Here is a 13,242-nt window from a genome sequence, read left to right as displayed (position 1 = left end):
CGTTGCGGATGGCAAGGGCTGCACGCACACGACGGACACCGGAGGAGCAGTGCTCGAGTTCGACGGCCTGTACAAGGCCTACGACAGCAACCAGGTGCTCGAGGGGGTGAGCTTCACCGTGGCCCCGGGCCAGATGTTCGGCTTCTGCGGATCGAACGGGGCGGGGAAGACCACCACCATGCGGATCGCCATGGGCCTCGCGCGCGCCGATGCCGGGGAGGTGCGCTGGACGGGGCGGCCGGTCGACGAGGTCGTCCGCCGCCGGATCGGCTACATGCCCGAGGAACGCGGCCTCTACCCGAAGATGAAGGTCGGCGAGCAGCTGGCCTACTTCGCCCGGCTGCACGGCCTGGACGCCCGGGCCGCCGGCCGCGCCGCCGAGCACTGGGCCGAGCGGCTCGGGCTGGGGGAGCGGCGCAACGACCGGGTGGAGAAGCTGTCGCTGGGCAACCAGCAGCGCGTCCAGCTGGCCGCCGCCCTGGTCAGCGAGCCCGACGTGCTGATCCTCGACGAGCCGTTCTCCGGGCTGGACCCGGTGGGCGTCGACTCGCTGGCCGAGGCGCTGCTCGAGCAGTGCCGGCGCGGCGTGCCCGTCGTCTTCTCCAGCCACCAGCTGGACCTGGTGGAGCGGCTCTGCGACGCGGTCGGCATCCTCGCCCGCGGCAAGATCGTCGCCAGCGGCACGGTCGACGAGCTGCGCTCCGCGGCCACCGGCCGGCAGCTGCGCGTCGTCGCCCCGGACGCGCCGAACGGCTGGGCCGCCGCCGTCCCCGGCGTGCGAGTGGTCTCCGAGCAGCGCGGCGACACCGTGCTGGAGCTGGCCCCGGGCGCCGACGACCAGCAGGTGCTGGCCGCCGCCCTGGCCACGGGCCGGGTCGCCCACTTCGCCTGGCGCGAACCGACCCTGGTCGAGCTCTTCCGGCACGCCGTCACCGACACCCGGGAGGTGGCGGCATGACCGCGCCTGCATCCACCGACATCAAGCCGCACAGCCCGGCCCAGCTCGTCCGGCTCGTGGCCGGCCGGGAGATCTCCACCCGGATCCGGGACAAGGGCTTCCTGGTCAGCTCCGCGGTGCTGATCGTCCTGATCATCGGCCTGATGCTGTTCCAGGTGCTCCTCGGCGGCGGGGAGTCGACCAGCCGGATCGGCCTGGTCGGCGGCGACCGGACCGTCGAGCAGGTCCTGCAGCAGCAGGGCGAGGCGCTGGGCACCGAGGTGACGGTGGTCGAGCTGGCCGACGAGGCCGCCGCCCGCACCGCCGTCGCGGAGGAGGACGTCGACGCCGCCCTGCTCGACCCGACGGGCAGCCGGCCCGAGCTCCTGGTGCAGTCCGCGGGCGGGAGCACCGAGGACCTCGTGCAGAGCGCACTGGCCGCCCTCTCGGTGGCCGACCAGCTCACCGAGGCCGGGGTGCAGCTCGAGCCCGCCCCCGCGGTCGACGTCGTCGCCCTGGAGGCGGACGAGGAGGACCGCACGCAGGCCACGGTCGTCGCGCTGCTCGGGGTGGGCCTGCTGTACTTCCTCTTCATCCTGTTCGGGCAGTTCGTCGCCCAGGGCGTGGTCGAGGAGAAGTCCAGCCGGGTGGTCGAGCTGCTGCTGGCCACGATGCGCCCGTGGCAGCTGCTGGCCGGGAAGATCATCGGCCTGGGTGCCCTCGGGCTGCTGCAGACCGCGGTGATCGCCGTGGTCGGGGTGGCCGGGGCGCTGGCCTTCGACGTCATCGACCTGCCGGGGCAGCTGATCGGCACCGTGCTGAACGTGCTCGCCTGGTTCGTGATCGGCTACGCGTTCTACGCGGCGGTGTTCGCGGTGGCCGCCTCGCTGGTCAGCCGGCAGGAGGACCTGGGCAGCGTGCTGACGCCGACGACCATCCTGCTCGTGGTCGGGTTCATCGTGGCCGTGCAGGCGGCTCAGGACCCGGGCAGCACGCTGGCCACGGTGACCTCCTACGTGCCGGGGCTGTCGCCGATGGTGATGCCGGTGCGGCAGGCCGCCGGCGAGGCCGCGTGGTGGGAGGTCGGGCTCGCCGTCCTGCTGATGGTCCTGGCGATCGCCGTCATCGTCCGGATCGGTGGGCGGATCTACTCCGGGGCGCTGCTGCGCACCGGCGGTCGGCTCAAGCTGCGCGAGGCCCTGGCCGCCGAGAAGGCCTGACGCCGCTCCCCAGCGGTGATCAGGTCACCTGATCACCGCTGGGGCAGTGCCCGGGGACGACGGCGGTCAGCGCTGGCGGAGGGCACCGAGGGGGCCGCGGTAGGGGTTCGCCGGCGGGCCGCTCACCCCGGGCCGCACGGTGAACAGCCTCCCGGCGTCCGGCTGGGCGGACCGGGCGGCGTCGTCCATGCCGTGCACCGACGTGCTGATCACCAGCAGGTCGCCGACGAACGCGCAGCTGGTGGTGTTCTGGGCGGCGACCTCGACGACCGCGAGCAGTTCGCCGTCGGGGGACCAGCGCCGCACCTGGGCGCCGCCCCACAGCGCCGTCCAGAGGCAGCCCTCGTCATCGACGGTGAGGCCGTCGGCGACGCCGTCGGGGTCGTCGCTGAAGTCCAGCAGCACCCGGCGCTCGCCGAAGGTGCCGGTGTCCAGGTCGTACTCGAACGCCCACACCGTCTTCGCGCCGGAGTCGGAGAGGTACACGGTGCGGTCGTCGGGTGACCAGACCAGCCCGTTGGAGATGGTGAGGCCGTCGAGCACGGTGCTGACCGTGCCGTCGAGGTCGAGCCGGTAGAGGCTGCCGGCGCCGGGTCGCTCGTCGAAGGCCATCGTCCCGGCGAAGAACCGGCCGGCCCGGTCGCAGGCGCCGTCGTTCATCCGGGTGCCGCCCGCGGACTCCGAGCCGCCCTCCCCGGTGAGCTCGATCAGCACCTGCGCGTCACCCTCGCCGGTCAGCCGGGTGATGCCGCCCCCGGCGCCCAGCAGCCAGCCGCCGGCGGCCGCCGGGGCGACGAACCCCACCGTGTCACCGCCGCGGTGCGAGGCCACCGGGACGACGTCGTCCCCGGCGATCGTGCCGCGCCGGACCAGCCCCGCGGTGATGTCCACCCAGAGCAGTTCCTGCGTGGCGGCGTCGAAGACGGGGCCCTCTCCGTGCTCGGCCGGGACGGGGCTGGTCGGTGTCGCCTGCAGTCGGATCACCCGCCCATCCTCCCCGGGACACCCGGCCGTCACACCGGTTGCGGATACTGCCTCCGTGTCCGAAGCCACCGTCGACGTTGCCGACCTGCGCCCCTCCGGGGGTCCCACCGACCCGGACGACCGCACCGACGAGCCCTTGCGGGCCGACATCCGACTGCTGGGCCGAGTGCTCGGGGAGGTGATCGGCGAGCAGGCCGGCGCCGACGTCCTGGAGCTGGTCGAGGCCACCCGGGTCGAGGCCTTCCGGATCCGCCGCTCCGAGGTGGGCCGCTCCGAGCTCGCCGACCGGCTGGCCCAGCTCGACCTGCACGAGGCCAACCACGTCGTCCGGGCGTTCAGCCACTTCTCGCTGCTGGCCAACATCGCCGAGGACGTGCACCACGAGCGCCGCCGCCGGCACCACCGGCGGGAGGGCTCACCCCCGCAGAAGGGGAGCCTGGCGGCGTCGCTGGACCTGCTGGACGAGGCCGGCCTGGACGGCGACACGGTGGCCCGGGAACTGGCCGGTGCGCTCGTCGTCCCGGTGGTCACCGCGCACCCGACCGAGGTGCGCCGCCGCACGATCTCCCAGGTGCAGCAGCAGGTCACCGACCTGATCCGGCAGCGCGACAACGCCGGGCCGTACGGGATCGACGCGCGGGCCTGGTCGGCGCACCTGTCCCGCGAGGTGCTCACCCTCTGGCAGACGGCGCTGCTCCGGCTGTCCCGGCTGCGGCTGGCCGACGAGATCGACGAGGCGCTGCGGTACTACGACCTGTCGCTGTTCGAGGTCGTCCCGGCGATCAACACCGAGCTCCGCCAGGCCCTGCGTGAGCGCTGGCCGGACGCCGACCTGCTGGCCACCCCGATGCTGCAGCCGGGTTCCTGGATCGGCGGGGACCGGGACGGCAACCCGTTCGTCACCGCCGACGCCGTCCGCCGGGCGACCACCCGGCAGGCCGAGACGGCGCTGCGCCACCACCTCGCCGAGCTGATCTGCCTGGCCGACGAGCTGTCGATGTCCGACCGGCTGGTGACGCCCACCGACGAGGTCTACGCGCTGGCCGAGGCCTCCGGCGACGACTCCCCGTTCCGCGGCGACGAGCCCTACCGGCGGGCGCTGCGCGGGGTCTACCGACGGCTGGCCGCGACCGCGCGGCGGGTCCTGGGCTCGGTGCCGGGGGAGGAGCCGGACGTCGAGCTGCCGCCCTACGAGCTGCCCGAGGAGCTGATCGCCGACCTGGCGACGGTCGACGCCTCGCTGCGCAGCCACGGGGCGGGTGCGCTGGCCGACGACCGACTGGCCCGGCTGCGCGACGCGGTGGAGGTCTTCGGCTTCCACCTGTGCGGGCTGGACATGCGGCAGAACTCCGCGGTGCACGAAGAGGTGCTGGGCGAGCTGCTGGCCTGGGCCGGGGTGTGCGACGACTACGCCGCACTCGACGAGGCGGCCCGGGTCGAGCTGCTCACCGGCGAGCTGCAGCTGCGCCGGCCGCTGGTGCGCCCCGGCGCCGCGCTCTCCGAGCTGGCCCGCGGTGAGCTGGACCTGCTGGTGGCGGCCGCCGAGCAGGTGGCGCTGCTCGGCCCGCGGGCGATCCCGAACTACGTGATCAGCATGTGCGAGTCGGTCAGCGACGTGCTGGAGGTCGCCGTCCTGCTCAAGGAGGTCGGGCTGCTCGACCCGGGCGCCGAGGGCGGCCCCACCTGCTCGGTGGGCATCTCCCCGCTGTTCGAGACGATCGGCGACCTCCAGGCCGCCGGCACGATCCTGGGCGCGATGCTGGACCAGCCGCTGTACCGGGCGCTGGTGGCCAACCGCGGCGACGCCCAGGAGGTGATGCTCGGCTACAGCGACAGCAACAAGGACGGCGGCTACCTGGCCGCCAACTGGGCGCTGTACCGGGCCGAGCTGGCGCTGGTCGAGGTCGCCCGCGCCAACGGCATCCGGCTGCGGCTGTTCCACGGTCGCGGCGGCACCGTCGGCCGGGGCGGCGGCCCCAGCTACGAGGCGATCCGGGCCCAGCCGCCCGGCTCGGTCGCCGGGGCGCTGCGGATCACCGAGCAGGGCGAGGTGATCGCGGCCAAGTACGCCTCGCCCGACCTGGCCCGCCGGAACCTGGAGGCGCTGGTCGCCGCCACCCTGGAGTCGACGCTGCTGGACATCGAGGGCCTGGGCACCGACGCGGAGGACGCCTACACGCTGCTCGACGACCTGGCGGCCCGTGCGCAGGGCGCCTACCGGGCGCTGGTGCACGAGACGCCCGGCTTCGTCGAGTGGTTCCGCGCCGCGACCCCGATCCGGGAGCTGGCCGAGCTGAACATCGGCAGCCGGCCGCCGTCCCGCAAGGCCGGCGACAAGATCGCCGACCTGCGGGCGATCCCGTGGGTGTTCAGCTGGTCTCAGGCCCGGATCATGCTGCCCGGCTGGTACGGCACCGGGACGGCGCTGGAGTCATGGGTCGACGGGGACCCCGGCCGGCTGGCCCAGCTGCAGGACCTGCACCAGCGGTGGCCGTTCTTCCGCACCGTGCTGTCCAACATGGGCATGGTGCTGGCCAAGACCGACCTGGAGCTGGCCGCCCGCTACGCCGAGCTGGTGCCCGACGCGGAGCTGCGCGACCGGGTGTTCAGCCAGATCACCGCCGAGCACGAGCGCACGGTGCGGATGCTGCTGGCGGTCACCGGCGATGCGGAGCTGCTGGCCGACAACCCGTCCCTGGCCCGGTCGATCCGCAACCGGTTCCCCTACCTGGAGCCGCTGCACCACCTGCAGGTGGAGATGCTGCGCCGCCGCCGGGAGGGGGACGACGACGAGCTGGTGCGCCGCTGCATCCAGCTGTCGGTCAACGGCGTCGCCACCGCCCTGCGCAACTCCGGCTGATGTGCGCTGACGGCGGGTTCCACCTCCGGAACCCGCCGTCAGTGCACAGTGCTCAGCTGCGGGCGGCCTCGATGGCGGCGGCCAGCCGGCGCACGCCCTCGTCGACGTCGCCGGGCTGCACCGCCGAGTAGGCGAGCCGGAAGCTGTTGCGCCCGCCCTCGAGCAGGAAGTCGGTGCCGGGCACGATCGCCACCCCGCGGGCGGCGGCCTCGGTGGTGATCCGGGCGACGTCGTGGCCCTCGCCCTCGGGCAGCGACACCCACAGGAAGTACCCGCCCTCGGGACGGCGGAAGGTCGCCTGCGGCAGGTGCTCGCGCAGCGCGTCGTCCAGCAGCCCGACCCGCTCGGCCAGCGCCGACTTCACCCGCTCCAGCGCGGCCGGGAACCGCTCGCCCTGCAGGTAGGCGTACACCGTGCCCTGGGCGACCATGTTCGGCGCGATGTAGGTGTTGGTGGCCCGGACCTGGATCTTCTTGATCAGCGCCGGCGGCCCGACCAGGTAGCCCACCCGGATGCCCGGGCAGACCGTCTTGGAGAACGACGAGGCGTAGACGACGTGCTCGCTGGCCGCGCCGCCGTCCAGCTCCAGCATCCGCGGCAGCGGCTCCCCGCTGAACCGGATGTCGACGTACGGGTCGTCCTCGAACAGCACGAAGTCGTGCTCGCGGGCCAGCTCCAGCAGCCGCTCACGCTTGGCCAGCGAGAGCGTGTAGCCGGCCGGGTTCTGGAAGTTGGGGATGACGTGCGCCAGCGTCGGCCGCAGCCCACCGTCCAGCAGCGCGGCGAGCTCGTCGACGGAGATGCCGTCCTCCTCCAGCGTCACCAGGTGCACGTCGGCGCCGCGGTTGCGCAGCCCGAGCAGGGTGCGGTCGTAGGTGGGCCGTTCGGTCACCACCGCGACGCCCGGCGTGGCCAGTTCGTCGAAGAGGAAGGCGTCGGCCTGCATCGAGCCGTTGGTCACCAGCACGTGCTCGACCGGGACGCCGTGCTTCTCGGCGATCCACGTCCGCAGCGGCACGTAGCCGACCGCCGTCCCGTAGCCGGTCATCCCGGCCGGGTCGGAGTCGAACGCGGCGACGGCGGCTTGCTTGAGGCCCTCGACGTCGACGATGTCGGTCGACGGGGCGCCGCGGGCGAAGGAGATCATCGTGGTGGCGGGCGAGGTCTGTGCTGAGCCGGTCACGCGACCGAGTCTGCCGTACCGCGCCACCCCCGGCTCAGCCCTCCTGCGCCGCCGCGGCGGCCCGGACGGCGTCCAGCAGCTGCTGCCGGTCGTGCAGCGTGGTGCGGGCCCGGCCGTGCACCGCGCCCAGGGCGATCTCGGCGGCGTCGATCGCCCGCCAGTCGGCCAGCAGCACCGGGTGCCCGCCCCGGGCGAGCAGGGTGTCGACCCAGTCGTCGTCCCCACCGGGCCGCAGCACCCCGGACGCGACGTCGGCCAGCATCGAGGCGACGGTCTCCCGGGCGTCGTGCTTGTTGGTGCCGACGACGCCGGTCGGCCCGCGTTTGATCCACCCGGCCACGTACTCGCCACGGCTGACCTCGCCGTCCCGGACCACCCGGCCGGCGTCGTGCGGCACCGTGCCGCCGTCCAGCGGCAGGCCGGGCAGCGCGTGCCCGCGGTAACCGACCGAGCGCACCACCAGGTCGGCCGGGACGACGTCGAGCTCGCCGGTGCCCACCGCCCGGCCGTCCGCGTCGACCCGGGTGCGCTCCACCTCCACCGCGATGACCCGGTCGGTGCCGAGCAGCCGCACCGGGCGGGCGTGGAAGCGCAGCCGCACGCTGACCGTGCCGTCCACGGTCTCGTGGCCGGCGTAGTCGGCCAGTGCGGCGAGGTTGCGGGCGACGTGCCGGTCCTCCGCGGCCAGGGCGGCGTCCCCGGCGTCGGTCAGGTCGGCCGGGTCGACGAGCACCGTCGCCGCGGCCAGGTGGCCCAGCTCGCGCAGCTCCTGGGTGGTGAAGCTGGCCTGCGCCGGGCCGCGGCGGCCGAGCACGGTGATCCGCTCGACCGGTGCGGCGGCCAGGGTGTCGAGCACGTGGTGCGGCATGTCGGTGGGGTGCAGCTCGGCGGGGGAGCGGGCCAGCACCCGGGCCACGTCGAGGGCCACGTTGCCCACGCCGACCACCACGACGTCCCGGGCCCGCGCGACCAGCTCCTCGACCCGCGCCCGGTCGGCGTCGGGGTGCCCGCAGTACCAGGCGACGACGTCGGTGGCGGCCAGGCTGCCGGGCAGCTCCTCGCCGGGGATGCCCAGCGCGCGGTCACCGGCCGCGCCGTAGGTGTAGACGACGGCGTCGACGTGGGCGCGCAGGTCCGCCAGCGACAGGTCGGTGCCGATCTCCACGTTGCCGACGAAGCGCACCCGCTCGTGGTCCAGGGTGTGGTGCAGCGTCTCGCGCAGCGCCCGCATCTTCAGGTGGTCCGGGGCGATGCCGTGCCGTACCAGGCCGAACGGGGTGGGCAACCGGTCGATCAGGTCGACGGCGACCGGGACGTCGTCCTGCCCGGCGAGCGCGTCGGCGGCGTAGATGCCGGCCGGGCCTGCCCCCACCACCGCGACGCGCAGCGGTCGTGAGGGCACCGATGGGTTGGGCACCGCTGGTTCGGCCACGCCCGCATCGTCGTCCCGTTGGCGGGTAGGCGCCAGGGTGAACCCGGGCAGCCGTGCCCGGTCACCGCTGAGGAGATCTGCGTGTCCATCACGATCGTCGCCACCATCTCGCCCAAGCCCGGCCGGGCCGACGCCGTCCGGGAGGCGTTCACCGCGGCGATCCCGAAGGTGCACGAGGAGTCCGGCTGCGAGCTCTACGCGCTGCACGAGGACGGCTACGGCTTCGTGATGATCGAGCGCTGGGCCACCCAGGACGACGTCAAGGCCCACGGGGCGGGGGAGACGTTCAACCAGCTCACCGAGAGCGTCAAGGACGACCTGACCGAGCCGATCGGCGTCAGGCTGCTGCAGGCGGTGCCCGCCGGCGACGACGCCAAGGGCGCCCTCTAGGCCGCGTGGCAGCTGGCTGGCACCCCCGGCGGAGGGGTGCCGGCCCTCACGTCCTGAGCGTGCGAACGGCGTCCGTGTGCCGGGCTGCGTCGGTCACGTCCGGCAGCGCAGGCCCGGGGGTGCCTTGGGCGCGCCACGCGCTCGGCGAGGTGCCCATGACCCGCTTGAACGCGTTGGAGAAGGCGGCGTCGGAGCCGTAGCCCCAGGCGGCGCCCACCGCGGACACGGTGGCCGTCCCGCGCTGCAGGTCCCTGCCGGCGGCGTGCATGCGGAGCCGCAGCAGGTGGTCCAGTGGGGGAGCGCCGACCAGCGTGCGGAAGCGGACGGCGAAGGCCGAGCGGGACATCGTCGCCGTCCTGGCCAGTTCCGGCACCGTCCACCGCCGGGCCGGGTCCTCGTGCATGAGCCGGAGCACCGGGCCGATCCGGTCGTCGGCGAGGGCGGCCAGCCAGCCGTGCACGCGGCCGTCCTCGGCGTCCGCCGCGGCGCGCAGGGCCTCGACGAAGACCACCTGGCCGAGCAGCTCGGTGAGCAGTGTCGCCCCGAGCCGCCGGCCCGCGGTCTCATGGGCGAAGAGGTCCAGGGCAGCGCGCAGCGGTGCCGCGTGCTCGCCGTCGCCGTCCACGACCACCAGGGGCGGCAGGACGTCGAGGAGCAACCGGGCGCTGCGGTCGTCGAACACGAAGCGCCCGCCGGTCAGCACGACGTCCTCGCCGGTGCCGACCCGCGCTCGGCCGTCGACCGCCTCGCCGAACACCGGCAGCCCGTCGACCGGCTCCAGCCCCGGCGCGGAGGCCACCGCGTAGCCCGTGCCGGTGGTGAGCACGAAGCAGTCGCCGGCGACGAGGTGCTGCTCGACGCCGTCCGGCCCGACCCGCAACCAGGCCTCGCCACGGTGCACGGCGCCGAACTTCACGTGCCTGACGCCGGGGAACGACAGCGCCCACGTGCCGCCGGCCTCGAGCCGGGACGACACCGCGCTCTGCACGGTGAGCAACTCGATGACGCGGGACAGCGGGTCCATCCATCGAGAGTATCGGGAAAGAAGAAGGGCTGATCTGTCATGGATGCGTCGACCGAGCGGCCCTAGCGTCGTTGGCATGACAGGGATCGACGGCAAGGTCGTGGCCATCACCGGCGCCAGCAGCGGGATCGGGGAGGCGACCGCGTTGCTGCTCGCCGAGCGCGGCGCCCGGGTCGCGCTCGGCGCGCGGCGGGCCGACCGCCTCGCCGAGGTGGCCGGCCGGATCACCCGGGCCGGCGGCGAGGTCGTGCACGTTCCGACCGACGTGCGCAGGCGTGCTGACCTGACCGCCCTGGTCACGGCGGCCGAGGCGCGGTGGGGCCGGCTGGACGTTCTCGTCGCCAATGCGGGTGTCGCGCACGTCGCGCTGCTGGACGACCTCGACGTCGACGGCTGGGAGGAGATGGTCGACGTCAACCTCAAGGGCATGCTCTTCGGTGTCGCGGCGGCGCTGCCGGTCTTCCGTCGGCAGGGCCACGGGCAGTTCGTGACCGTGGTGTCGACGTCCGGGCTCCAGATCACCCCGGCCCAGGCCGTCTACGCCGCGACGAAGAACGCCGTCCGCACCTTCTCCGAGGCGCTGCGGCAGGAGGCCGGTGGTGCGCTGCGGGTCTCGACCGTGTCACCCGGTTTCGTGGACACCGACTTCGCGGCCGCGATGCGGGACCTCGAGATCCGCGAGCAGCTGCTCGCCCGGCGCGACACGATCGCGATCCCGCCGGCGGCCATCGCCCGGGCCATCGCCTACGCCATCGAGCAGCCCGACGACGTGGACGTCAACGAGATCGTCGTCCGCCCCACTGCTCAGGCCTAGCAGAGTGGACCGGTCGACGTCACGTCGCGGACCCGCCGTTCACACCGCCTGGCAGGTGGGGCACCAGAAGAGGTTGCGGCCGACCATGACCTCGGTGCGCACCTCGGTGCCGCAGATCCGGCAGGGCAGCCCGGCGCGCCGGTAGACGTAGTGCGCGTCGTCCCGGAGCGCCGGGCCGCGCCGGCGCTCGCGGTCGGCGCGCTCGGTGGTGACGATCCGCCCGGCCTTGACCCCGGCCTTCATCAGCGTCACCAGGTCGGCCCACAACCGGTCCCAGAGCTCGGCGTCGACGTCCCGGCCCAGCCGGAACGGGCTCAGCCGCTGCCGGAACAGGACCTCCGCCCGGTAGACGTTCCCGACGCCGGCGAGCACGGCCTGGTCCATGAGCAGTTGGCCGATGGTGGTCCGGCTGCGGGAGATGCGGGCGAACGCCTTGGCCGGGTCCGACCGCCTGCGCAGCGGGTCCGGGCCCAGCCGGTCGAGGATCAGCTGCACCTCGCCGTCGGTGATCAGGTCGCAGGCGGTGGCGCCGCGCAGGTCGGTCCACACGCCCTCGCCGTCCTCACCCGGCCCCTCCCAGCGCATCCGCAGGGCGCCGCGGGGAACCGGTGGCAGCCCGGTGCCGGAGGTGAACTTCCCGTACAGGCCCAGGTGCACGTGGACGACGTCCGGCCCGAAGAAGGCGAACAGGTGCTTGCCGTAGGAGGTGACCTCGTCGAGCACCCGGCCGTCGAGCAGCTCGGCCTGCCCGGCGAAGCGGCCCTGCGGACTGGTCACGTGCACCTCGCGGCCGGCGAACGCGGCCTGCTGCTCGCGGGCCAACCGGAACAGGGTGTGGCCCTCAGGCACCGACGATCACGCCGTCCAGCTTCACCCGCGCCGACCTGGTTCGCCACGACGGGCTCAGTGACCCAGCCGACACTGCTTGTCCCGGCCCGCCTGCAGGGGCCCGCTGCGAGCTCGCGAGCAGTGGGGGGCAGGCGGGTCCTTCCTCAGCGGGCGCGGAGGGCGGCGTAGCGGTCCAGGGACACCTGGCGCTCGTGGGCGTGGTCGACGATCGGCTCCGGGTAGCCGGCCGGGACGCCGCCGGGCGCCGTCCACGGCTCGTGCACGTGCTTCGGGTCGAGGTCGCGCAGCTCGGGCACCCAGCGCTTCACGTAGCTCCCGTCCGGGTCGAACTTCTTGCCCTGGGTGATCGGGTTGAACACCCGGTAGTACGGCGAGGCGTCGGTGCCGGTGCCGGCCACCCACTGCCAGCCGTGGTTGTTGCTGGCCAGGTCGCCGTCGACGAGGTGCTGCATGAAGTACCGCGCTCCGTGGGTCCACTCCTGGTGCAGGTCCTTGACCAGGAAGGAGGCGACGATCATCCGCACCCGGTTGTGCACGTAGGCCTCACCGAGCAGCTGCCGCATCCCGGCGTCGACGATCGGGAAGCCGGTGCGGCCGGTCTCCCAGGCGCGCACCAGCTCCTCGGCGTCCGGGCCGGAGTCGTAGCCCATGCCCTGGAGTTCGGGCTTGAGGTACTCGCGGGCGGAGTCGGGCCGGTGCCACAGGACGTCGGCGTAGAAGTCGCGCCAGGCGAGTTCGTCGGTGTAGCGCCGCACCGACTCCGAGCCCTCCTCGGCGGCCAGGTCGGCGAGCAGCGTGCGCGGGTGGATGCAGCCGTACTTCAGGTAGGCCGACAACCGGCTCGTCCCGTTGGTCGCCGGGCGGTCGCGCCCCTCGTCGTAGCCGAGCAGCCGTTCGTCGCGGAACCGGTGCCAGGCCTCCAGGGCCGCGGCCTCGCCGGCGGCGGGCAGCTGGACGTCGTCCAGGGCCGGTCGCGGTGGGCGGTCGTCGGAGCGGACGTCGCGCTGCCACGGGACCTGGTCCGGGCGGACGGCGGGGGAGTGCCAGCCGTGCTCCCGCCAGGCGCGGGCGAACGGGGTGAACACCTGGAACGGCGTGCCGTCCCGCTTGACCACCCGCCCGGGGGCGACCGCGTACGGCGAGCCGGTGCGCACCAGTGGGACGTCGCCCAGCGCCCGTTCGACCGCCTGGTCCCGGCGCCGTCCGTACGGGCCGGCGTCGGCGGTGACGTGCACGCTCACCGCGCCCAGCTCTGCCACCAGCCGGGGGAGGACGGCGGCCGGGTCGCCGGTGCGCGTGACGAGGGCGCCGCCGGTGGCGGTGTCGAGTTCGGCGAGGCAGTCGAGCAGGAACCGCCGGCGCGGCTCGCCCGAGGGGCCGTAGAGCCGGTCGTCGAAGACGAAGACGGGGACGACGCTGCCCTGGGGCCCGGCGGCGTCGGCGGCGGCGAGCAGGGCCGGGTGGTCGTCCAGACGCAGGTCGCGACGGAACCAGAGCAGCGCGATGGGCACCCGACCGAGCCTAGGAAGCCCCGGCCGCTGCCGCTGGG

The 13,242-nt window shown here is 74.1% G+C and carries 11 protein-coding genes; 5 read left to right on the top strand and 6 right to left on the bottom strand.

Annotated features, from left to right (window positions below; translation table 11 throughout):
• Nucleotides 1–49 precede the first annotated feature (49 nt).
• Nucleotides 50–958, top strand: coding sequence for an ABC transporter ATP-binding protein (locus O2W15_RS03800; protein ID WP_269161527.1), 909 nt, complete (start codon nucleotides 50–52; stop codon nucleotides 956–958).
• Nucleotides 955–2,157, top strand: a complete 1,203-nt coding sequence (locus O2W15_RS03795; protein ID WP_269178418.1) for an ABC transporter permease — start codon at nucleotides 955–957, stop codon at nucleotides 2,155–2,157. The genes O2W15_RS03800 and O2W15_RS03795 overlap by 4 nt, the downstream gene beginning before the upstream one ends.
• 66 nt (nucleotides 2,158–2,223) lie before the next feature.
• Here the strand turns inward: O2W15_RS03795 and O2W15_RS03790 are convergent, their stop codons facing one another.
• Nucleotides 2,224–3,141 (bottom strand): SMP-30/gluconolactonase/LRE family protein, encoded by a 918-nt coding sequence (locus O2W15_RS03790; protein ID WP_269178417.1) that lies wholly within the window; start codon nucleotides 3,139–3,141, stop codon nucleotides 2,224–2,226.
• Nucleotides 3,142–3,196: 55 nt separating this feature from the next.
• Here O2W15_RS03790 and ppc point away from each other — a divergent pair, with 55 nt between their 5' ends.
• The gene (gene ppc, locus O2W15_RS03785; protein ID WP_269178416.1) at nucleotides 3,197–6,001 is read left to right on the top strand and encodes a phosphoenolpyruvate carboxylase; all 2,805 of its coding nucleotides are present in this window, start codon (nucleotides 3,197–3,199) and stop codon (nucleotides 5,999–6,001) included.
• 52 nt (nucleotides 6,002–6,053) lie between these two features.
• Here ppc and O2W15_RS03780 read toward each other — a convergent pair whose 3' ends face one another.
• Nucleotides 6,054–7,184 carry an aminotransferase-like domain-containing protein gene (locus O2W15_RS03780; protein WP_269178415.1) on the bottom strand — a complete coding sequence of 377 codons (1,131 nt, stop codon included), beginning with the start codon at nucleotides 7,182–7,184 and terminating at the stop codon, nucleotides 6,054–6,056.
• A gap of 34 nt (nucleotides 7,185–7,218) precedes the next feature.
• Nucleotides 7,219–8,616: an FAD-dependent oxidoreductase gene (locus O2W15_RS03775; RefSeq protein WP_269178414.1), complete on the bottom strand. Its 1,398-nt coding sequence runs from the start codon at nucleotides 8,614–8,616 to the stop codon at nucleotides 7,219–7,221.
• Between the two features lie 81 nt (nucleotides 8,617–8,697).
• On the opposite strand from O2W15_RS03775, the gene O2W15_RS03770 reads away from it, so the two are divergent.
• Nucleotides 8,698–9,006: a putative quinol monooxygenase gene (locus O2W15_RS03770; protein ID WP_269161533.1), complete on the top strand. Its 309-nt coding sequence runs from the start codon at nucleotides 8,698–8,700 to the stop codon at nucleotides 9,004–9,006.
• A 46-nt stretch (nucleotides 9,007–9,052) separates the two neighbouring features.
• Here the strand turns inward: O2W15_RS03770 and O2W15_RS03765 are convergent, their stop codons facing one another.
• On the bottom strand, nucleotides 9,053–10,030 hold the full coding sequence (locus O2W15_RS03765) for an AraC family transcriptional regulator (RefSeq protein ID WP_269178413.1): 978 nt from the start codon (nucleotides 10,028–10,030) through the stop codon (nucleotides 9,053–9,055).
• Between the two features lie 76 nt (nucleotides 10,031–10,106).
• Here O2W15_RS03765 and O2W15_RS03760 point away from each other — a divergent pair, with 76 nt between their 5' ends.
• Nucleotides 10,107–10,844, top strand: coding sequence for an SDR family oxidoreductase (locus O2W15_RS03760; RefSeq protein ID WP_269178412.1), 738 nt, complete (start codon nucleotides 10,107–10,109; stop codon nucleotides 10,842–10,844).
• Between the two features lie 39 nt (nucleotides 10,845–10,883).
• Here the strand turns inward: O2W15_RS03760 and O2W15_RS03755 are convergent, their stop codons facing one another.
• Entirely contained in the window at nucleotides 10,884–11,693 is an 810-nt protein-coding gene (locus tag O2W15_RS03755; protein ID WP_269178411.1) for an Fpg/Nei family DNA glycosylase, read from the bottom strand.
• A gap of 143 nt (nucleotides 11,694–11,836) precedes the next feature.
• Nucleotides 11,837–13,204 (bottom strand): cryptochrome/photolyase family protein, encoded by a 1,368-nt coding sequence (locus O2W15_RS03750; RefSeq protein WP_269178410.1) that lies wholly within the window; start codon nucleotides 13,202–13,204, stop codon nucleotides 11,837–11,839.
• Nucleotides 13,205–13,242: the final 38 nt, after the last annotated feature.

The sequence above is a fragment of the Modestobacter sp. VKM Ac-2979 genome, assembly GCF_026967995.1.
GTDB lineage: Bacteria > Actinomycetota > Actinomycetes > Mycobacteriales > Geodermatophilaceae > Modestobacter.
Note: the sequence above shows the minus strand (reverse complement) of the source record. Positions and strands in the feature narration are given on the sequence as shown.